Raw genomic sequence first — 21,197 nt, 5'->3', positions numbered from 1 at the left:
CTATGGCATATTCCCTGAAAGTGGTAATATGGAATAAAGAATGAGGAGAATACTTTAAATATGAGAGTGATAATATGAAAGATAATAAAGGGAAGGAATTAGTGAAAAACGTCCCGACCATTGATTCTAAATATATACAGCAGCATTTAGCAAATGAACGTACATTCTTAGCATGGCTCCGAACAGGAATTGCAATTATGGGCATCGGCTTTCTTATCACAAACCTGCATTTTACAATGAAATTGAATCTTTCTCCAACCCGAGACATTTTAGCTAATATCATTGGACTTTCTTCTGTTGGTCTAGGAATTCTTACAATTATTATGGCTACCTATGACTATTTGAAAAAAATAAATACAATCAATCAACAAACATTTCGTGCCCCTAAAACCATCATTGTGACACTGAGCACTTTTGTTATCGTGATTGCATTAATTTTCGCGATTTATTTTTTCATCTTATAAAAGGCAAGATTCTATCAAATGAATAAGTTATAAATTGAAAAAAGAAAATATTAAAAAGGCATTCAGGGAACTGTCCCTTGAATGCTTTTTCGCTTCTTTTATTTTGAGTGAATGACCTGTACACGTCCAATCTGTCCATCCGTTAGTCTGACTTTAATGCCGTGTGGATGGGTGTTCGATTTGGTAAGAATATCTTTCACAATGCCTCTAGTAAGCTTCCCCGTTTTTTGATCCTTTTTTAAAACAATATCAACAGTGATACCTGGTAATATGTCTTTACGATTTTGTCCGTTCATTAGACACCCATTTTTCTGCAGGAGGATTGGTTCTTTTTGATTTGAAGCTGCTGATTCACTACCTCGCGCAGGCTGGTTTTCTTTTTTGGTGCTTCGATATGATTATTCTCGTTCATAGGAATTGCCCCCTTATTAAATAGGATAGTTAGTCCAGTATAATATATTATCTTTTAAATGTGAAAGAATGTACTTATATTAACGAGGCTTTAGTTGAGAAAAATTCAATCAGTTTTTTTAATGAGGTGTATAAAATTATTCTGATTTATTATTCACAAAATCAAATCTCTACGTAAATTACCGTTATATTGGAATAATGACTGATAATATTTGGTGACAGGAACCAAGACGATTTTGAAATTGTGGTTGTTACTAAAACGAAGATTATTCTGTAATCGAAATGCTCTAATTAATGCTATACTTGTGGATAACTGAAAGGAGTTTGAAAATATCTTATGAAATATATGAAATCTCAAATGAAACAGCTGATAAAAGAAAATAAAGAATTGCAAATTCGCTTAAAAGAGTTGATGAAAAAACTTGACCTTGAGGAAAACTATGCACTTAAGGCTTTGTACCATTCAGAAGTTGCCGAAGGAGGAAAGTATCAGTTAGCATACCAAAAACTTGACTCGCCCAAAGGGTAAGTAATCTTTTTATTAATTTGCACTAATGTTAATTACTTAAAAAAGAACCGGAAATAGGAAAAATTCATCCTGGTAAGGATTGGGCTAAAGGCTATAATTTTAAGCTGATTAAAGACCTGGGGACAAAAATAACCTTGGTATTAGTAATTGGTTGGGATGCTGACCTTGTTTAGGGGTGCCTTTGTAAAATAATTGAGGTGTCACTTTGTAGCTTTTCATATTTTCCATCTTTTCCATCTTCAGCAATCGGACGCTTTCCTGGAAACAGGAAAGCGTCCTTTCCTATATTTTAAGGATACTTATATTTCTTAATTCTTCATTATCTTATATTCTTGAATATCTTTGTATAGAGAAGAGCTTCCTTGAACATAATAGATTCTAGATTAATATATATAATTAGTAGGGGAGAGAAAGAATTACGTTATTATCCGACGCATGGAAGAGATATCAACAATATAAAAAATTTGAGGGATATATTCGTCATTTACATTAAAAACATATTGTTTTCAATATAATCTTTTATTACGATTTATTGGTGATATAGATCTGAGTGAATTTAGTACAGAGAAATTAAAAGAATATCTATGACAGTCAGGAGATCATTTAAAGCCATCAAGTTTAGGACACAGGATTCGTTGCGTTAAATCATTATTTAAATGGACACATGAAGACTGTTGTATTCCAAAGAATCCTGCTACTAAATTGAAAGAGCCATAATTGGGTAAAAGAATTCCGAAGTTTCTTTCGGAATTAGAGATATAGGGCGCTATCCTTGAAAAAGGATAAGCTCTTATTTTCATTTAAGGGCCAGATTGTTGAGCAATATCGTTAAGAAAATTAGACTTATAGAACCTGGTAGAGATGTTCATAGGCTAGTCTACTAAGCTCACCAAGGATTTAAAAAATGCATTACCTAAGTATCTTCTTAGAAGAAAATTAGGCAATGCATTTCGTGTGTAGGTCAATTCAGCAAATAAATATTATGTTACTAATATCCTTTTACGAAATAGACTGTTATAATATACTATTTACCTCACTCAATAGATCATGTATATGCTGTTGACCACTTGGAGTCAGTACGACATAAACACTACGTTTATCCTCAACATACCAATTATATTCTAAAACTGCGATAGCGGTAGTTTCACTGTAATCATTGAGAATCATGAAGAAACATAAAACTCATACAAACTCAGATGGTATTTTTGTAAAAGAAAATAATCTAATGTTTGTATAATTTGATTATGGATTTTTTGGAAAAACCTATCCAAGTTTGGTATTAATTGCTCTGGTTGATTCATAGCCATCTCCTCTCGAAAATACTATGCCTATTTTATCCTTCTCTATTATCGGATTCCTCTTCTGTATTGAATTGGCGGATTGACATTCCGTGTTACTTCTTTAATTGCGTGTATACTCCAATATGGATCATTTAACATACCTCTGGCAACTGCAATTAAATCGGCATCATGATTTGATAAGGTCGCCTCTGCTAGTTGCGGATTTTCTAACATGCCAACTGCTATGACAGGGATTCCAAGTTTCTCTTTGAAGGCTCGAGCAAAAGGAACTTGATAACCAGGATAATTACCAGGTTTTAATGTACCAGGGACTCCTTCTCCTCCCGTTGAAACATGGAAGATATCCACGCCAGCAGATTTGAACTTTTCAGCCATACGAAGTGAATGTTCTAACCCATATCCACCGTCGATATATTCAATAGCAGAAATTCGCATAATTAGAGGCATATCCTCTGGCATGACAGATTTCACTGCGCGGATTACTTCTACAGCAAATTTTGATAAGTCGTCACCATATGAATCGTTTCTATTATTAATAATAGGAGACATAAATTGATGGAGGAGATAGCCATGTGCTCCATGAAGTTCTATGGTATCAAATCCTGCATCGACTGCTCTTCTGGCAGCATTCTTAAACTGCTCAATTGCCTGTTTAATTTCCTGAATGGTTAACTCACGAGGTTGTTTAAGTTCACCATTTTTTATTTCTTCCAGCAAGGCTTCATCATTTATAGTAGATGGTCCAACAGGCTGGATTGTATCTTTTGCTTTTCTGCCAGCATGAGCTATTTGTATACCTATTTTTGAACCATATTTATGCACTTCGGATACAATACGCTTATAGGCAGGGATTTGAGCTTCATCCCATAATCCTAAGTCTTGATTGGTAATTCTTCCATCAGGGGTTACACTCGTCATTTCCATGATAATCAACCCAGTACCCCCGACTGCCCTGGATACATAATGAACAAAATGCCAATCGTTCGGTATTCCATCTTCTTTATCCACAGAATATTGACACATAGGTGCCATTACAATTCGATTTTTCAGTTGCAATCCTTTAACTTTAAAAGGAGTATCAATCGTTTTCATTATAGTTTCACTCCCGGAAAATTATATGCATGTCGCATACGTTAATTGTAAGATATAACATTAATTAAATATAAGCAAACGTAAAGGAACACAAATTACATCAAATGCTTGTTTGTGAGAGAGTATATTTAAAGTAAAGGTGGGAATTAAGTAGCACTCATAATATTTATCTTGATCTTCCACAATCGGGCGCTATCACTATAAAGTGACATTTTTCATATAACGGCTATTTAATGGAGTGAGAATATCAAGAAAATTGTCATACCTATAGTAATGCTAGTAACGGTGTTTATGAAAATTGCACTTAAAATATAGGGCAAGATACTTGAATAAGGAAGGGGATTTTTTAGAGGACTTATCCGCTAAAAGGAGAAGTATTTATTATTGGCTTCGAAAGGAGATAAGATAATAAAATGAGTGGAAAATTATTAAGAGTTGGTACTACTTATATTCCTGTTAAAAATGTAGAGCTTTCTTCTGAATGGTATTTAAACAAATTGGGGGCAGAATTAAGTTATAAGGACGAAGATAAAGCAATTCTAAATTTTGCAAATCAAAGTTTTTTTCTAGTGAAATCTAAAGAAAACCAAAGCTCGAATTTCTATGATATATATGGTCAAGAGCGCTTTTCAATGACATTCGAAGTAGATGGAATAAATGCTCTTGAAATGATTTATATAGATTTTATTGAGAAGCAGATAAGAGTCGGCGAAATGGAGGATAGAGGGCATTCAGGAAGAAATTTTGTTTTCTATGATTTAGATGAAAATAAATTTGATGTATGGAGTGAGTTAAGTCCAATCTTTAACGAATGATATATCCATCTCTAAAATAGAAAAACCTCTTCATCTTTAACTAAAGTAGTTAATAGAAGCTAATCCTTATTCAATTATAGGACGTTTTTCTTGAATAAGAAGGCGTCTTTCTGATTGCCCTTACACTTTGAGAGATAGGATTTTGACAAGTAAAAAGATAGTGTTTTTTTTACATAAACTAAAGGGGGCAAGAAATAAAGAATAAGGGGTGCTTAGGCAGCCCTTTTCTTGTTCAACTAAAGGGTCAGGTTAGTTGAAGAATGGTATTTTCTGTTTTAAGCGAATTAGAATCATTTCAAACAAACCTTACACGAATACAGGTATTGAAAATAACAGGAACATAGGAGGTATAAGATATGAAGATCAATAGAATAAATCATGTGAGGAGTATAAACGTAAATGATCTTTCAGAGGCTAAAGTGTTTTTTCTTGATTAAGGACTTGAAGTGCAAGCAGAATGGGAATTGGATGGAAAACAGTTGGACGAATAGTTAGGCTTAATGATGTTAAAACGACATGGGAATGGGAATGCCAGATGGTCAGGCATGGACAGAGCCAGTCAAATTTTAAACGCCCTCAGATGAAAAAGATATTCGGCAACCTTTTGCAAATACGCTGGGTATCCGACATATTTGCTTTGCTGTTGAAGATATTGAAGCTATTGTTGCAAAATTGAAAAAGAAAGGCATGGAAATCTTTAGTGAGATACAGCAATATGAAGAAAATTATAAGTTATGCTACGTTTTTGGTCCAGAGGGAATTATTGTAGGTGTATTATTAGGCCCATCTTTATTAGGACTAATTAGTGGAACAGATTCCTTATCAACAATTAGGACGATTGGTGTTATATTGCTTATGTTCCTCTCCGGATTAGAAACAAATCTTGAGGAATTTAAAGGATCTAGAAGATCGTCAACCTTTATAGGTTTAAGCGGAATTAGCGTTCCATTATTTTTAGGCTATTTTACAGGGATAATAATTGATTTAACTAACTTACAATCTTGGTTAGGTATTATCTTCATAACCGGACGCAATTCATGGACAAGGAATTGTGTCTTTTTTAGATAGCATCTTCAAAAGGTGGTATTGCTTTCTTGAAACAAACAATTTAATAAGAAAATAGAGCAATGGTAGATAAATCTAACCTTTGCTCAAAATATTTAACAATTGCAAATCATTAATACGTTTCCATCTAAATCCTGAAAGTTAAAATAGGCAAAATCACCAATACGCTCTATTTCTCTAACCACTTCTATTCCTTTGTTTTTGATAAAATTATATGCTTCATCGATATCTTTGACGAAAAAATTGAATAATACATGGTTCGAAGGGTTTAACGTAAAGTTTGGATCAAAAGTGTGGTCATCTAAAGTTAATCCAGTCTCAGCTGTAATAGGGATATTATAAACGGGAGATTTAACAACATTTGTATCAAATGGAATCCCAAGTAAGTCACTGTACCATTCAGCTGATTTTCTGAGGTTACTAACATGGATGAAAACATTATTTACTTTACGGGCAATGGGAGAAGCAATCGGATTCATAACATCCCACCTTTTTTTTTATGAAATTTAATATTCGACAAAAGAGAAAAAATACCTTCTAAATTATTAAAAAAGTATGTTAAATCCGAAGAGATTATACAGTAGCTTGTTCCATGATCGGGCGTTTTCTGTAACAAGGAAAAACAAACCAGAAACAATTCCTACAATAAAAATAAGTGGTGTTAATGGTGGGTGAACTACTATATAAATAACAGCTGAAAAAATCAGTGCGCCTATTGTAGTCCCAAGCGTTTGAGTGTATGGACCTCCACCTAACTTAACATTGAATAAGACGATGCTTCCCCAGAAAACGGCGGGAAGTATGGCCAAAAGGATATTCATTTGATACTAACCTCCTTTCTCAAATTCTTGATGAGATTGCCAATTATTAGCTTTGCTAAAATAGACAACGTTATATAGAATATGCCTAATTTTTTTCGTCAAAAATAATGTCTTGATGACGATTAAACGTAACCAGCGCTATCCATAGATTCTTAATTTTTTGGATGTTACTAAGACAGTATTAGATGTACCAAATTAAGAATTTAAATCTTGCGTTGTATTTCTGAATAAGGAGCAATTTAATCTTAGCTTTCTACTTGTTCTCGCAGCCCGGCGTGAAGATCGTTTAAAAAAGGTACAACAAGACATCCAAGATATTGGCGGTCATGCGATTTATAAATTACAGATGTGACTTCGTATGAACAAATGGAGGAACTCGCTGATCTTGCTCTTGAAGAGTTTGAGGAAATCGATGTATTAGTCAATAATGCCGAAGTAATGCAACATTCATTTCTATGCAAGAAAAGATTGATGATTGGAACAAGATGATTGATGTCCTGGTGTATAGTTTTTTAAATCCGCCTAATATTTTGGGCATCCAGAATATAGCGATGATTGTACTTCATGGCTGCTAGCACTGTTAATCCATTTATAGTAGATTTGACTTCGTTTTTTAATCTTATCAAAATCAGCTCATTAAGAAAGAAAAGTCGGTAATGTCACAAATATGTATTTTTAGGGTTACTTATCCTAACTGTTATTTTTTCTTTTTAAATCTACATAGCTCTTTAATGCAACATCTCTAATTCTACATCGTATTGATTGAAAGAAAATCTTGTGTAAAAGAGCAGTTTTATGGACATAATATTTGATGATTAGAAAAGAAAGGTATCGGTGCCATGTTTTCATTTTTAAAATGGAAAAAGCAAAAGAATAATAGTAACAATCGACAGGAAAACAGCCAAGTTCAATCTATTAATAAATTGCCAAATAACATCGATACCTCATTGTCCTTGAATTTGGAAGTCATTAAACAAAGAACTGGAAATAGTACAGATATTGTCATCAGGCCGGTTAAACTCGGTAAACAATCTAAGGTTAAAACGGCCATTGTTTATATTAAAGGGTTAGTAGACAGTCAAACTGTTAACGACTTTTTAATTGAAGCGATGATTAATAATCCCGCACTCCAAGAACAGATAGTTCAACAAGAGGTAATCGATATAATTGCCGAAGATGTTGTTGCAGTCGGTGGGATAAAAAAATCAAGTGACTGGGACGAACTGTTCACCGAATTGATGTCAGGTAATACCATCATATTTATCGAGGGAATTAGTGTAGCACTAAGTGTCAGTACTCAAGGTGGGGAGAGACGTTCAATTCAAGAATCGACTACCAATGTCTCGATTCGTGGGTCGAAAGAAGCGTTTACTGAATCAATTGAGACCAATATTGCCATGGTACGTCGGATTATTAATACACCAGATTTGTGGATTGAAACCATGAAAATTGGCAAAATGACAAAAACAGATGTTTCTATCATGTATATAAATGGCATAGCAAGGAATGAAATCATCGAAGAAGTTCTTAAACGTTTAAAAAGAATTGACATTGATGGCGTCCTGGAATCTGGTTTTATAGAACAGCTGATTGAAGATCAGACAAATACCACTTTCCCAACTATACATCACACAGACAGGCCCGATGTAGTGGCAGGTAATCTTCTTGAAGGAAGGATTGCCATATTCGTAAATGGGACTCCTTTTGTGCTGATGGTTCCCGCCTTATTTATTGACTTTTTTCAATCAGTCGATGATTACTATGAACGTTTTGACATCTCAACGGCCATTCGTTTATTACGTACCATCATCTTCTTTATATCCCTAGTTGGACCTGCAGTTTATATTGCTGCAACCACTTTTCACCAGGAGATGATTCCAACAAAACTGGCTGTCATTGTTGCTGCTCAGCGGGAATCTGTTCCTTTTCCTGCGTTTGTTGAAGCACTCATCATGGAAATAACATTTGAAGTTTTAAGAGAAGCCGGTATCCGGATGCCAAAAGCGATAGGTTCTACGATTTCCATCGTAGGGGCGCTTGTCATTGGGCAAGCAGCGATTCAGGCAGGCATTGTTTCACCTGTCATGGTTATTGTTGTCTCCATGACTGCGATTGCCAGTTTCGCGACCCCTTCCTATGCCGTTGCCATATCTGCGCGATTGGTTAGATTTATTTTTATGGTCAGCGCTGCAACATTCGGCTTTTACGGAATGATTCTGGTGTTTATCATCCTTGTCGTTCACTTAACCAGCTTGCGTTCATTCGGTGTTCCATATATGTCACCCCTTGCACCGTCCATTAGGGAAGAAGCTGGGGATACATTTGTCCGAAGACCACTTTGGAGTTACAAGAAAAGACCAAAGATGATCAGCGGCCGAAATAAGGTTGAGCAAGGGGAAAATCAGAAACCACACCCTCCAGGACCTCGTACCATGATGAATTCTGCCTATGAAAAAGGAGATAGAAATGAATGAGTCGTAAATCGATTTCTCTTTACTTAATAATAGCAAGTATCTCATTTCTATCGGGGTGCTGGGATAAGAATGAGTTAAATGAGCTGGCAATCATATCTGCCATTTCTATTGATAAAAATGAAGAGGGTCATTACGTCAAGACTATTCAACTGATCAATCCATCAAGCGTAGCGGGGGGACTTCAGGGTGGCGGAGGCGGGCAAAGTCCTGCTGTTACCGTTTACTCTGCAGCAGGAGACAGTGTACTTGAAGCCCATTTCAACGCTTCATCTAAAATCTCCCGAAAGCTGTATCATGCTCATTCAAATTTGATTGTATTGAGTGAAGAGGTGGCGAAAGAAGATGGAATAGAAAATGTTTTAGACGCCTTCGAACGGGAAACGGAAATTCGGCCGACAGCAAGGCTTGTGATTGCTCATAATACAAAAGCGGGAGATTTGCTTAAATCTTTAACAGCAGTTGATAAAATTCCAGCTGAAAAAGTGAACGGAACTTTGAAATTTACTGAAGAATATAGGGGAGCAAATATCGAAGTTACTCTTCAGGATGTTATTAAGTCACTTACCTCAGAAGGGAAAGAACCGGTAATCAGTGGTTTTAGTATGAAAGGAGATATTGAAAAGGGGAAAAAAATGGAGAATGTCCAGAAATCTGAACTCGATACCACTTTGGAAGCAGATGGGTTGGCTATTTTCAAAGAAGGAAAGTTGATTGACTGGTATCAAGATGATATGGCTAAAGGGGTCATATGGATACTGGATAAAATTAAAGAAACCGATGTGGAACTGGACAGGGATGGAAAGAAAAACGCCATCGTTTACAATGTTATTCGGGAAAAAACAAAAGTTTCGGCAGACACAAAAAATGACATCCCCACTATTACGATTAATGTACGTGCTGAAGGTGATATTCGTGAAGTAAGGACACCTATTAACTTGAAGGATCCGAAAGTTATATTGGAATTAGAAAATGAACTGGAAAAAAAAATCAAGACACTTTTAAAGGATACGGTTATGCGTACACAACAAAATAAGACGGATATTTTTGGATTTGGCGAAGAAGTTCATCATTCTAACCCCGAAAAATGGAAAAAACTAAAGAGTGATTGGAACGATAATTACTTTCCAAACTTAAACGTACAGATTAAAGTTGAAGCTTTTGTACGACGCAGCGGCCTAAGAAACAATTCATATTTATCGGAAATAAAGAATAAGCACTGAAATTGAGGGGTGATTTATTGGAAAAGGCAAAAATTAGCGCGTACCAACTTTTAGTGCTTATTTTCTTAGTTGAAATTGGCAGTGCCATTTTAGTTCCTCTAGCTATTGAAGCGAAACAGGACGCTTGGCTGGCTGTTTTGATTGGGTTGGCTGGCGGCTGTTGTTTATTTTGGATTTATCATAGCCTTTATTTATATTATCCGGATATTCCGCTTACTGAATATATGCAGAGAATACTAGGGAGCGCTTTAGGGAAAGTTTTCGCTTTCTTTTATGTGCTTTACTTTTTGTATATTGCGGCAAGGGTTTTGAGGGATTTTGGAGAAATGCTAATCATTGTCTTTTATCCAGAAACTCCATTGTTTGTCATGAATGTATTAATGGTCTTAGTGGTTGTGTATACAGTTCGTAAAGGAATTGAGGTCATTGCGCGAACAGGAGAACTGTTATTTATAATCATGATGTTGATTGGCATCAGTGGCATAATTTTAATTATTATTTCAAGCATTATTGACATCTCTAACCTAGAACCATTCCTCGAAGAAGGATTAAAGCCAGTCATAAAAACAGCATTTACTGAAACCTTGTATTTTCCCTTTGGCGAAGTCATAATAATTACCATGATTTTGCCCTATTTGAACCAAGCATCAAAGGCGATGAAAACCGGGTTACTTGGACTTGGACTGAGTGGATTGATCATAGCGCTAATCATGGCTATGAATATCAGTGTTCTCGGTGTAAACCTCATTTTGCGTTCACAATTCCCCCTTCTTTCAACCATAAAAACCATTGAGTTTGCAGGCTTTTTGCAACGGATGGATATTACTTTTATGCTTTCCACGGTAATCGGAGGCTTTTTTAAAATCAGTCTCTATTTCTATGCTTCCCTGGCAGGCACTGCAAATTTGTTCAATATCAAAAATTCGACACAATTGGCGTATCCATTAGGGTTGCTGCTCTTAGTTTTATCTATAACCATTGCAAGCAATTTTTCAGAACATGTTTATGAAGGACTAAAGGTTGTCCCATTATATGTGCATCTCCCTTTTCAAGTAATTATTCCTGGTCTCCTTCTTATTATTGCTTTTTTTAGGAACAGAAAAAAGCAAAGCAAACATAGTCGTAATTGAATTTATGAAAAAGGAATTATTCGCTTGTGGAGCGTGATAAAGATTGAAAATTTTCGGTATTTCTATTTTGATGTTGGGATTTTTATCTGGCTTTTCTATTGGTATGGACAGATTTTTAGGATTTGACTTAAAAACTTCATTTAAGAATGTCGTAAATCCTTTTTTGGTAATGGAGGTAACTGAAATAATTATTTTTTATTTACTTATCATTATTTGGGTATCTTGTTCAATTCGTTTATTTTTTATAAAAAGAAGAAAAAAACAACAATAGGGGAAAATGCCATCCATAAAATATGTAATCTTAATAAAAAGTAAAGAAACATAATTATAATTTACAACAGGAGAATTGAATTTGTCATTACTTTTCTTCTATAAGTTTCATGGTAGTTATTATTTTTGGATAAAAGATGCTTAATTATTTTCAATGGTGATGCCAATACGTATGAATATGATGGAGTCGGAAATCGAACAAAGGCTCATGTTAATGGAAATGATTTCACTTTCACTTATAATGAAGCGAATCAAAATTGTAAATAAAAATGATGTGGCATACCTATATGATGCATAAGGCAACCTTGTACAAGATGAAAATTTTAAATACACTTATAATGAAGCACAGCGCTTAATAAGCGTTCAAACATTAGAAGGAAATGTAGTAACCTTGAAAAAAAGAAAGAAAATAAAGATGGTTCAATAGATTATAAGTATACAGTATAGGTTAAATTTCAAAATGAAAAGTCAAAAGAAAAGAAGCCAAAAGGGTAAGTTGAGGAGAAGGTTTAAGCGGCTCTATATTTTCTGATTTAATTATATTAAACACTCTATTTAATGCTTTATGGCTTATTCCTTTTAATATAGGAAGTGGATAGCAATCTGTTTTTTCATGTTATTATTAATTATTCTAGTAGGGTTATTTTGTTTAACCTTTTAAATATGAAGCAAATGATTGATACAAATAATAATTAGCACATCAATAGAACGTTGCAATATTTTATGCACAACTATTTACCTGGATAATTCAGCAATGAGCTGAATCTTGCAAGCTTTCAAATAAGTGTTATTTTAATAAAATTAGAAACAATTACTACTATAAACTCGTTTATAAGTAAAACGGAGATATAGACTGGATGTTGAGGACTTTTTCTAACAAATAAAAGTGGAGTAGGTAATGTCTTTGGAATTTTTCACAACACAATTAGTAATGATTGCATTATTTATCTTAATCATTCATTCAATCGAAACATTAGCGTATTCAGTTCGTTTATCTGGGGCAAGAGTAAAACTATTAGCATCGGCACTTTCACTTTTCAATGTTATGGTAATGGTTTCAAGGCTTGCGAATATGATGCAACAACCTTTTACAGGTAGTTTGATAGATAATGCGCCAAAAGGAAATACTTTAGAATATGTCGAGAGACAATATCGAATTCTGATTGGTTCTGCAACATTAGGTACAATAATTGGTTTACTTTTGTTACCGACATTTATAGCTATTTTTTCTAGGGCAATCATTCATTTGGCAGAGGAACGGGGCTCAATTCCTGCTTTATTGAAAAAAGGATTTACAATTCCTTATTTAAGACGTGCAAAAAAACATATCCATCTACCCAGATATGCGTATATAAAAGGTATGAGCTGGCGGGATATACCTATAAAATTATTTTGCATTAATATACTGATTACAGCTATTTATACTATAGGAGTTTTTTCTGCGTTATATGCATCGTTACTTGCACCTGAGCGAGCAACGACTGCTGTTATGGCATCTGGTTTAATCAATGGAATAGCTACAATCTTACTAATAATCTTTATTGATCCAAAAATTTCAATCCTAGCAGATGATGTAATAAACCAGAAAGGGAAATATGTCACCTTAAAAAGTGCCTCTATTATGATGGTGACATCAAGATTATTAGGAACAATCTTAGCACAGGTGTTATTCATTCCTGGTGCAAAGTATATTGCTTGGTTTACGAAGTTTATAACATAGTTAAAGATATATCAAAAGTTAAATAGAAATTAGTGGGATGTCGACCAGATCATTCGATTACACATGAAACTCATCATAAAGGGCAAATTGTAGCAATGCTACGTCAGTTAAGCCATATACCTAAAATTCAGATATAGTGGGGTTGCCTAAAAAAATTCGCTAAAAAATAATAATGAAGTCTTCCGCAATAGAGCGCAATTCTGCAACAAGAATTGTGCTTTTTCATTATGGTTAAAACAAGATTACTCAAAGAGGATATTTTTCGCTCTGTTAAGCACTTGTAAAAATGTTATTTCATCGACCTCGCGATTTCTAACATTCTTTCTTTCATTAATCTTGAACTACTCATTTCTACATAAGTGCCGTCTTGGATCCAATTAAGTAATCCACCAGTAATGGTATCTCCGTTTTTATCTACTTCACTACTTTCATCCCATCCCTGAAAATATCCCTTGTTTCCTTTAATATCTACCTGTTGGCGATAGGGGAAATCTTCTTTGAATAATCGAAAACCTCTTTTCTGATGAATAGCAACCATTAGCTTGGTATCTTTGCTATCCATATAATGAAGCATGATCCAAGGAGTGGTTTTGGTATCTAAAGTCCAATCATTAGGAATATTTGTGGGAGTCAAAAGGGTAAAATCAACCGCTTTCCTTATTGCTGAGATTGTTTTGCCAGTGAATAGGCAATACCAAATCCACCGTATGTTCCTGGAATTAAACCTCAGAATATCCCAACAGAAGTATTTTTAAAGTCGGTTTTTGGATTGTATTTTGTTAAATCGTTTGCGAATTTTGTACCCTCTGTTTTGTTTAAGTATAATCTGGATTCAGTCATTGGCCCTAGATCACCATAAACACCATACGCTTTTTTTAGGTATGAATAATAAGCATGGGCCACCTCTTTACCCTTTACAATAAATAAAGAAAATACAAGAGTAAATATTGAAAAAACGATAATTATTCTTTGTACAAGTCTCACCTCATTCTCACTAAAATTTTTTCAAATTAGTAATTGGAAATAATGGATATAAAATTATCAATTGTAATTAGTTATTTTTTAACAAAAATAAAGCATATAAGGTTGTAACATGACTATGAAAAAAGTTTGAAAATACAAAGAATCTCACAGAAGGATATATATAATAAATTATTATTAAAAGTGAATTTACTTATAAGGAAAACCTTATTGTCAACAATCCAACACGCATGTATCATATTAAGTAATTATAATTAAGTGGGGTTTGAATGTGGACGATAAACAAAAAACCGTATTTAGAATTAAAGACGGAGACAATATGGTTGAACTAACTCCATCTCTATTGGATGAATATCTATCAAAAAGAGATAGCAAAACTTTATATAATTTACTATTAAAGCAAGAAGGTAGAAAAGTCCTTAGCGAATGCGATCAATCTAGAATTACTTTATTGCTGTCGAGATTAGAAATTAATATGCTATCAAACAAATATGAAGATAAAACAGATTTACAGAAAAAGAGAATTGAAAATTTACTTTATGTAAATAAAAAGATGGAGAATAAGTATAAAATCATTTCTATGTCTAACAAACTTTTATCTGTACTGGCTATTCTATATGCACTATTTATGATTGTATTAGTAACAGGGAAGTTATTTACTCCATCAATCTATATGGTTTTCTTAATTGTATCCTTATTTGTCAATGTATTTATCTCTATTTTAATAATTTATTGCAAAGAGCACATTTGGAATTGGAAAGTGATAGATCCATTAATAAAAATAATTTGGTGGATTGTATTATTAATAAATATGGCATTTGCGGCAAGGTCTATTTTACAAATACGAGTACTCATTCATTTATAGGGTAGGAAACTAATAGAAAATTAGAGCTTTAATATGCATAGTTATAAAATTGATGAAATTATAAAAGTAAAGTAACTCTAATAACGGAAAATTTTTTAAAAGTAGAAAAGATAACCCCTAGACCCAAAACAATAGAAGTAGATGGATTGGTTTCTCGCTCAGAAATGCTACCTCAAAAAGTCAAATAGGGTCAGACCTTTGATTGTAAAATATTGAACTTTGAGGAAGATGATGGACGATGGGTTACTTTAATTCTTTCAATGATACTTGCTGAAGAAAATGAAAAAGAGCAAGAAGAGAGATTCGAAAAAATAGGGTATAAAAAAAGGTAGAGACAAATGTTGCATATGATAGATAACACTCCAACTTGTAAGTGACTTCAGAAAAAGCAGTCTGGAAGAGGAAAAAATAATGATTTAAAGGACACTTGAAGTGTCCTTTTTGTTTTCCCAAAAAATTTTTATTATATTTTAACCAGAATATTTGGGTGAAATTAAATAGAAGTACTTAAGTTTATACGATGGGAGCAGTTTAAACGGCTATCTTAATTCTTTATAATGTTTTCAAAATATGGTTAAAATAAACGTGAAGCAAATAAAAAACGAAAAGAGGGTAATCCAGTGCCAAATACCAATAAACCCAATAGACTCATTGATGAGACTTCACCTTACTTATTACAACACGCATACAACCCTGTAAACTGGTATCCATGGGGTGAAGAAGCGTTTCAAAAAGCAAAAGAAGAAGACAAGCCTGTTCTTGTCAGCATTGGATACTCTACTTGTCATTGGTGACATTTTTGTAAAGTCCTTCTATAAGTACATAATAGGCAAAACCACTCCTTTTTAACCTTTATTTTTCTTATTCAACAATCGGGCCATATTATTGAATAACATTCAAATAAAAATTGGATATTTATGTTAAAATACAAATAACTTTTTATATTCATGGAGAAACATAAAGGCGAATGTCGCTTTTTGGAATAGCACTTATACTAACATCAAGCGGTTCAGTTAGGAGGACATAGTTTTGGATAGTATAATTTTTGATTTAGATGGAACTATTTGGGATTCTATAGATACAGTATTACTTGCGTGGAATAGTATAGTTAAAGAAAATCCGCTTGTAGAAAAAAAATTAACAAGAAAAGACTTTGAAGGTACTATTGGACTTCAAATGGACGACATAAGTAGTAAGTTATTTCCATACTTAGATTTAAACATTCGAACACAAATTATTAAACAGTGCTTTGAAATTGAAGGTAAATACATTGAGAAGTATGGTGGCATTCTTTTTGAAAACGTAAAAGAGGTATTACATAGCCTATCTTAGAAATATAAACTTTTTATTGTTAGCAATTGTCAACAGGGCTATATTGATGGGTTCTTTCAGTTTCACAAATTAGATAATATTATTTTAGATTATGAAATTCCTAGTAGGACGGGCCTTACAAAAGGGCAGAATATCGAATTATTAATAAAAAGAAACTGCCTATCCAAACCTGTTTATATTGGAGACACAGAAGGTGATCTCAAGGCGGCTAGGTATGCAGGTATTCCTTTTGTCTATGCAAAATACGGTTTTGGGAATGTGAGTGAATATGATTATATTTTAGAGAGGTTTGATGAACTTTTAGACTTATTCTAAAAATAATCTCTTTGGCGAAACTGAGGATGCTATTTAAATCCATTGTTAGGTGATGCATCCTTAGAGTAATTTTCCTTGTTCAATTAAAGGGCGCGATTCTGTAACAAGAATTGTGCTTTTTCTGCATGAAAAGGGCCAGATTGTTGAATAAATCATTAAAAGAAATTCGAAAGTTTGTGTTAAAGTTTAAAAGATATCTTGAAGAAATAAACTGATTAAATGAGGCGTGTTTCTTTCGGATGAAGAAGTAGTTATAAAATGGATGATTTTTTCATTAATAGAGTTAATGGAGGTGAATCATCGTTATGAAAATTATAAAAGGAATTATGATTGGAATTATTTATGGTTTTGGTTTATCATTTTGCATTTCCCTGATGTTTATGTTGGTTGCACAGGGATTGGCTGGTGGCATTACATCCTTTTCTGGCGAGAGTTGGTTATATCACGCAACGATTATTCCTTTTATATTAACCTTTGCTATATTAGGATCTTATTTTACAAATCGAGGAAATCTCTCGAACAAAGAACTTTGGCTATTAAGCCTACTATCGGCATTATTTATCACACTATACAGCGGTACTATTGGTGCTTTATCTGGAGAGTATGTTGTAAGGGGAGGCAGGCTTAGAACTCCTTTAGAAGGTGGTGGATATACAGGTGTTAATGTAGAGGGTGTTTTGATTTGGGGAACCATTTATGCCTTTATTATGCTTCCATTGACTGTACCACTAGCACGTCTGATAATCCAAGCATTCTATGAATTACTTAAAAAATTTAAAATAGCTTATTGAAGTGGCGTTAGTATAATAAATTAAAAAGCCAATTTTGAAGCATTTTTACTTTTTCTATCCTTCGCTAACAGGCGTCTTTCTTCAATTAAAAGGTGATTATAAATAGGATTAATGTATAAAAGTGGTAGTATTTGCGTTACAGGGGGAGTGTAAATGAGTAAAACTAAAGTAGGCTTTTCTGTTTTATTAATCATAATTCTATTATTAACAGGTTTTTATTATGCCTACGCTTTAAAAACGGAATCTTTAGCTAATGATATATTAAAAGATGTTAATTTTGATAAAGTTAAAGCAAAATTTGTATATGATAGACAAACGGATATCAGACAAGATTTTGATAAAAATGAATCAGAAAAAATTATGCGAATTTTTAAAAAAGTTGAGTTAAAGGGAGTTGTAAAGACTCCAAAAACAAAAGATGATTATTTAGTATACGTCGGCGGGAGTGGCGGTTCATTCCAATTTGAAGTATCGGATGATGGTTTTGTACGTCTCGATAAAACATCGAGTAAATATTATAAATTTGTTGATAAAAAGTTACTTGATGATTTATTAATAATCATTAAAAAGCAGTCCCTATAATAGTAATTCCAGAACACATTACTTATTTGATGGCACAAGATATCTGGGGTTTTATGAAGGAGATTATAATACAATTCTAATCTAGGAAGAGGAATATAATAAAAAAACTAAGTAAGATTTTTGACTGAGGGATGGTTTACCTTAATAATGTCTTCGAATTAGTCTTCAAAAATCGGGCGCGATTGTTGAATAAGTGTACCCTTCTCTTATTTAACTAACGGGTGCTTTAGTTGAAGAATGAATAAAATTAGACTACCCATCTTAGACATATCTAATATGTGTGGTCCTTTTAATTTCACCTGTTTCACTTAACTAACCTAAATATAAAACTGGTTATATTCATATATGGATGATCGAGATAGTGATGGTATGGTAGGGGAATAAACACCAAGCTTTAGTTGAAAAGCGATCTTCAACAATTGGGGGATTCTTGAAAAAGAATGGTGCCTTTTTTAGCTAAAGGGCTAGATTGTTAAAATAAAGTGAAATGATAATATAAGAAAAACTATGTATGTGAGGTACTATTATGAACAAAGTTTTTATTATCGATGGAGATAAATTTTCTAGCTTTAAGGGTTTCTGTAAGGAGTTTTCAGATATAGTCCTTTCCGGAAAATATAAATGGCACGGAAATCTAGATGCTTTTAATGATATTTTGTTTGGTGGTTTCGGAGATATAGAATATGAAGAACAATTTACTATTATTTGGAGGAATTCTGCTAAATCTAAAGTAGATTTGGGGTATAGTGAAACAATAGTTAAACTAAATGAAATTTTGAATAATTGCCATCAAAGTAACGAAGAGGAAGTAATCCAAGAAATAAAGGATGCAAAACTGAAAAAGGGTCCTACAATATTTGACTGGATAGAAGAAATTATCGTTGATAACGAAAATGTAACGCTGATATTAGAGTAAAGCTTATTCAAGTAAGGTGCTTTAGTTGAATAGAAATCTTCAACAATCGGGCGCTTTAGTTGAACATACAAAAAGCTTTGTTGTTGTGGTAAATGAGTTCATTTGTTGCACCATGAATATACAGGCGTTTCAGCTGTTCATCTATCCTCTCTTTTTCAGAATAAAATGTTTAATACATAATAATTTTAGATAATATAGCTATTAGATGCTTCCTTCTTACGTTTATTTACAGTCTGTTTCGATGTTGATCCATTTTACTTAAGATTTTTTTACTATCTTTATTAGCCATATTCGTATAAAGGGAAGTCGTTTTAATATCATTATGTCCTAACTGATCCCGTAGCAACATATTAACTTGATATTCTTAATTGAAGATAATGCGCCTAAACTCATGTATTTTAAGGGTTTAGGCTCTTTTCGTTTCTTTTGTAATGACACTGAAAGTTTATTTAACACTACTTCTGCTAAAGTAACATTCAAAGGTAGCAATTTCATTCTTTCTTCAACTAAAGGGGCGGACTAGTTGATTGATTGAAAAAGATATCCAACTGGATGGGGTGAGCGGCTATGTTTACAGAATACCGTATATTATAAAACCTGTAATAAATGTTAATAAATTTATTGTTCAAAAGCGTTTTTTATTTATCTTTTGAAAATTGGAGGGAAAGTAAATAATAGAACGCACAAATAAGAAAATAGTTGTGCGTTCTTAGTTTTAATATGTTTACCCTAACTAAATAGAATTCGAGAGCAAATTTTTTTATTCCTTTTAAACAAGCGGCTGTTGAATTAAAGTGGCGAATTCAAGTTCATGAATATGTCCATCATCTAGTGTAGTTGTCCCTGAGACAAACTGCATGTGTTTCCCATCGCCAACATCAATAGCTGGACCTGTTTCAATTCCTACCTCATGATGATGATCTAAAAAGTCAGTATTAGTGAGTAATACATGCACATGGCTGTCACCCCTAGGGATAACTTCAGAGGTAACCCCTGCGAAACAATGGTTATGTCTATCTTCTCCTTCTTCGGCTAATTTGGTACTTGCTTCGAATTCATGTACATGAGTTTGTGTTTCAGACATAAAATTTGTAAGTCATGCCATTAAGGGCGCGTTTATTTAGAAACGGTCTTTTAAACAAAACGACTAGAATGAAATAAAAAATTAAGTACACTATTTAAAAGCAGCCACTGTAGTTATGGTTATGAGCTTAGAGATAACAAGAATATATTTACTTTAATTGTTGTACTGTTTATTCAAATAATTATTGTTGGGGTGTTAGCTTTATGAAGAAGGATTATTCCTAATTTAAAACCTATTAAACTTATGCCCTGATGCATCAATCGCCTTTGAATATATTAATTTGAAACGAAAGGAGGGAAATACTTTGGGTTGGAAAAATAATCGCCATAAAAGGCAATCAAATAGTAGTGATGAATCAAGTTCAATCTCTTCCAGCAAAAAATGTCATAGAGAAGATGAATCAAGTTCAAGTTCAATCTCTTCCAGCAAAAAATGTCATAGAGAAGATGAATCAAGTTCAAGTTCAATCTCTTCCAGCAAAAAATGTCATAGAGAAGATGAATCAAGTTCAAGTTCAATCTCTCACAGCAAAAAATGTCGTAGAGAAGATGAATCAAGTTCAAGCTCTAGCTCTCACAACAAAAAAAGGCATAGAGATAAATCGAGTTCAAGTTCAAGCTCAAGTTCTCACAACAAAAAATGTCATAGAGAAAATGAATCAAGTTCAAGCTCTCACAACAAAAAAAGGCATAGAGATGAATCAAGTTCAAGCTCAAGTTCAAGCTCTCACAACAAAAAAAGGCATAGAGATGAATCGAGTTCAAGCTCAAGTTCAAGCTCTCACAACAAAAAAAGGCATAGAGATGAATCGAGTTCAAGCTCAAGTTCAAGCTCTCACAACAAAAAAAGGCATAGAGATGAATCAAGTTCAAGCTCATAACACAGAAAATGAAGTAGCGTAATTTTTTTTAAAACAGATACACACCATTGGAGAAAAAGGAGTAGCAATTCGCTACTCCCTTCAACTTGGTTATCCCTCCCATAAAATATTTGGTAGATTAAGAAGAGGAAAGGTTTTC

23 protein-coding genes and 4 pseudogenes are annotated in these 21,197 nt (G+C 33.4%); 21 read left to right on the top strand and 6 right to left on the bottom strand.

Going from position 1 to position 21,197, the window contains the following annotated elements; all coding sequences use genetic code 11:
* Positions 1-74 precede the first annotated feature (74 nt).
* Complete coding sequence (locus ACWV26_RS11835) at positions 75-464, top strand: YidH family protein (protein ID WP_455894941.1); 390 nt, start codon at positions 75-77, stop codon at positions 462-464.
* A 98-nt stretch (positions 465-562) separates the two neighbouring features.
* Here the strand turns inward: ACWV26_RS11835 and ACWV26_RS11830 are convergent, their stop codons facing one another.
* Positions 563-760 (bottom strand): YwbE family protein, encoded by a 198-nt coding sequence (locus ACWV26_RS11830; RefSeq protein WP_455894940.1) that lies wholly within the window; start codon positions 758-760, stop codon positions 563-565.
* Positions 761-1,212: 452 nt separating this feature from the next.
* On the opposite strand from ACWV26_RS11830, the gene ACWV26_RS11825 reads away from it, so the two are divergent.
* The gene (locus tag ACWV26_RS11825) at positions 1,213-1,404 is read left to right on the top strand and encodes a hypothetical protein (RefSeq protein ID WP_455894939.1); all 192 of its coding nucleotides are present in this window, start codon (positions 1,213-1,215) and stop codon (positions 1,402-1,404) included.
* 1,346 nt (positions 1,405-2,750) lie between these two features.
* On the opposite strand, the gene ACWV26_RS11820 is transcribed toward ACWV26_RS11825, so the two are convergent.
* Entirely contained in the window at positions 2,751-3,797 is a 1,047-nt protein-coding gene (locus ACWV26_RS11820) for an NADH:flavin oxidoreductase/NADH oxidase (protein ID WP_455894938.1), read from the bottom strand.
* A gap of 413 nt (positions 3,798-4,210) precedes the next feature.
* On the opposite strand from ACWV26_RS11820, the gene ACWV26_RS11815 reads away from it, so the two are divergent.
* The 3 genes and pseudogenes from ACWV26_RS11815 to ACWV26_RS11805 all read left to right on the top strand — a co-directional run bounded on the left by ACWV26_RS11815 (position 4,211) and on the right by ACWV26_RS11805 (position 5,680).
* Complete coding sequence (locus ACWV26_RS11815) at positions 4,211-4,612, top strand: VOC family protein (RefSeq protein WP_455894937.1); 402 nt, start codon at positions 4,211-4,213, stop codon at positions 4,610-4,612.
* A gap of 446 nt (positions 4,613-5,058) precedes the next feature.
* A pseudogene (locus ACWV26_RS11810) lies at positions 5,059-5,380 on the top strand (VOC family protein); the annotation flags it as partial.
* Positions 5,372-5,680, top strand: a complete 309-nt coding sequence (locus tag ACWV26_RS11805; protein ID WP_455898241.1) for a cation:proton antiporter domain-containing protein — start codon at positions 5,372-5,374, stop codon at positions 5,678-5,680. The pseudogene ACWV26_RS11810 and the gene ACWV26_RS11805, both read left to right, overlap by 9 nt.
* A 92-nt stretch (positions 5,681-5,772) precedes the next feature.
* On the opposite strand, the gene ACWV26_RS11800 is transcribed toward ACWV26_RS11805, so the two are convergent.
* Both ACWV26_RS11800 and ACWV26_RS11795 read right to left on the bottom strand, forming a co-directional pair.
* Positions 5,773-6,156 carry a VOC family protein gene (locus ACWV26_RS11800; protein WP_455894936.1) on the bottom strand — a complete coding sequence of 128 codons (384 nt, stop codon included), beginning with the start codon at positions 6,154-6,156 and terminating at the stop codon, positions 5,773-5,775.
* Positions 6,157-6,294: 138 nt separating this feature from the next.
* Positions 6,295-6,498, bottom strand: a pseudogene (locus tag ACWV26_RS11795) (GRP family sugar transporter); the annotation flags it as partial.
* A gap of 366 nt (positions 6,499-6,864) precedes the next feature.
* On the opposite strand from ACWV26_RS11795, the gene ACWV26_RS11790 reads away from it, so the two are divergent.
* From ACWV26_RS11790 to ACWV26_RS11755, 8 genes are all read left to right on the top strand, one after another.
* On the top strand, positions 6,865-6,987 hold the full coding sequence (locus ACWV26_RS11790; RefSeq protein ID WP_455894935.1) for a hypothetical protein: 123 nt from the start codon (positions 6,865-6,867) through the stop codon (positions 6,985-6,987).
* 350 nt (positions 6,988-7,337) lie between these two features.
* Entirely contained in the window at positions 7,338-8,972 is a 1,635-nt protein-coding gene (locus tag ACWV26_RS11785; RefSeq protein ID WP_455894934.1) for a spore germination protein, read from the top strand.
* On the top strand, positions 8,969-10,192 hold the full coding sequence (locus tag ACWV26_RS11780; protein WP_455894933.1) for a Ger(x)C family spore germination protein: 1,224 nt from the start codon (positions 8,969-8,971) through the stop codon (positions 10,190-10,192). The genes ACWV26_RS11785 and ACWV26_RS11780 overlap by 4 nt, the downstream gene beginning before the upstream one ends.
* Positions 10,193-10,209: 17 nt before the next feature.
* Entirely contained in the window at positions 10,210-11,322 is a 1,113-nt protein-coding gene (locus tag ACWV26_RS11775) for a GerAB/ArcD/ProY family transporter (protein ID WP_455894932.1), read from the top strand.
* Positions 11,323-11,365: 43 nt separating this feature from the next.
* A complete protein-coding gene (locus ACWV26_RS11770; protein WP_455894931.1) occupies positions 11,366-11,593 on the top strand; it encodes a hypothetical protein in 228 nt (75 codons plus the stop codon).
* Between the two features lie 125 nt (positions 11,594-11,718).
* Positions 11,719-11,859, top strand: coding sequence for a hypothetical protein (locus tag ACWV26_RS11765; RefSeq protein ID WP_455894930.1), 141 nt, complete (start codon positions 11,719-11,721; stop codon positions 11,857-11,859).
* 664 nt (positions 11,860-12,523) lie between these two features.
* Positions 12,524-13,312 carry a lipid II flippase Amj family protein gene (locus ACWV26_RS11760; RefSeq protein ID WP_455898240.1) on the top strand — a complete coding sequence of 263 codons (789 nt, stop codon included), beginning with the start codon at positions 12,524-12,526 and terminating at the stop codon, positions 13,310-13,312.
* 32 nt (positions 13,313-13,344) lie between these two features.
* Positions 13,345-13,449: a DinB family protein gene (locus tag ACWV26_RS11755; protein ID WP_455894929.1), complete on the top strand. Its 105-nt coding sequence runs from the start codon at positions 13,345-13,347 to the stop codon at positions 13,447-13,449.
* Positions 13,450-13,601: 152 nt separating this feature from the next.
* Here the strand turns inward: ACWV26_RS11755 and ACWV26_RS11750 are convergent, their stop codons facing one another.
* Positions 13,602-13,946: a DUF4367 domain-containing protein gene (locus tag ACWV26_RS11750; RefSeq protein ID WP_455894928.1), complete on the bottom strand. Its 345-nt coding sequence runs from the start codon at positions 13,944-13,946 to the stop codon at positions 13,602-13,604.
* A 618-nt stretch (positions 13,947-14,564) separates the two neighbouring features.
* Here ACWV26_RS11750 and ACWV26_RS11745 point away from each other — a divergent pair.
* The 7 genes and pseudogenes from ACWV26_RS11745 to ACWV26_RS11715 all read left to right on the top strand — a co-directional run bounded on the left by ACWV26_RS11745 (position 14,565) and on the right by ACWV26_RS11715 (position 19,094).
* Positions 14,565-15,158 carry a hypothetical protein gene (locus tag ACWV26_RS11745; protein ID WP_455894927.1) on the top strand — a complete coding sequence of 198 codons (594 nt, stop codon included), beginning with the start codon at positions 14,565-14,567 and terminating at the stop codon, positions 15,156-15,158.
* A 620-nt stretch (positions 15,159-15,778) separates the two neighbouring features.
* Positions 15,779-15,949: pseudogene (locus ACWV26_RS11740) on the top strand (DUF255 domain-containing protein); the annotation flags it as partial.
* A gap of 238 nt (positions 15,950-16,187) precedes the next feature.
* Positions 16,188-16,490: an HAD hydrolase-like protein gene (locus ACWV26_RS11735; protein ID WP_455894926.1), complete on the top strand. Its 303-nt coding sequence runs from the start codon at positions 16,188-16,190 to the stop codon at positions 16,488-16,490.
* Between the two features lie 12 nt (positions 16,491-16,502).
* Positions 16,503-16,805, top strand: a pseudogene (locus ACWV26_RS11730) (HAD family hydrolase); the annotation flags it as partial.
* Between the two features lie 305 nt (positions 16,806-17,110).
* Complete coding sequence (locus ACWV26_RS11725) at positions 17,111-17,596, top strand: hypothetical protein (RefSeq protein ID WP_455894925.1); 486 nt, start codon at positions 17,111-17,113, stop codon at positions 17,594-17,596.
* Between the two features lie 153 nt (positions 17,597-17,749).
* Entirely contained in the window at positions 17,750-18,178 is a 429-nt protein-coding gene (locus ACWV26_RS11720; RefSeq protein WP_455894924.1) for a hypothetical protein, read from the top strand.
* 526 nt (positions 18,179-18,704) lie between these two features.
* Positions 18,705-19,094, top strand: a complete 390-nt coding sequence (locus tag ACWV26_RS11715) for a barstar family protein (RefSeq protein ID WP_455894923.1) — start codon at positions 18,705-18,707, stop codon at positions 19,092-19,094.
* Between the two features lie 769 nt (positions 19,095-19,863).
* On the opposite strand, the gene ACWV26_RS11710 is transcribed toward ACWV26_RS11715, so the two are convergent.
* Complete coding sequence (locus tag ACWV26_RS11710; protein ID WP_455894922.1) at positions 19,864-20,178, bottom strand: YmaF family protein; 315 nt, start codon at positions 20,176-20,178, stop codon at positions 19,864-19,866.
* 350 nt (positions 20,179-20,528) lie between these two features.
* On the opposite strand from ACWV26_RS11710, the gene ACWV26_RS11705 reads away from it, so the two are divergent.
* Positions 20,529-21,080 (top strand): hypothetical protein, encoded by a 552-nt coding sequence (locus ACWV26_RS11705; RefSeq protein WP_455894921.1) that lies wholly within the window; start codon positions 20,529-20,531, stop codon positions 21,078-21,080.
* The last annotated feature ends 117 nt before the right edge of the window (positions 21,081-21,197 follow it).

Source organism: Rummeliibacillus sp. JY-2-4R, from assembly GCF_053847205.1.
This window is presented reverse-complemented; position numbering and strand designations above follow the sequence as displayed.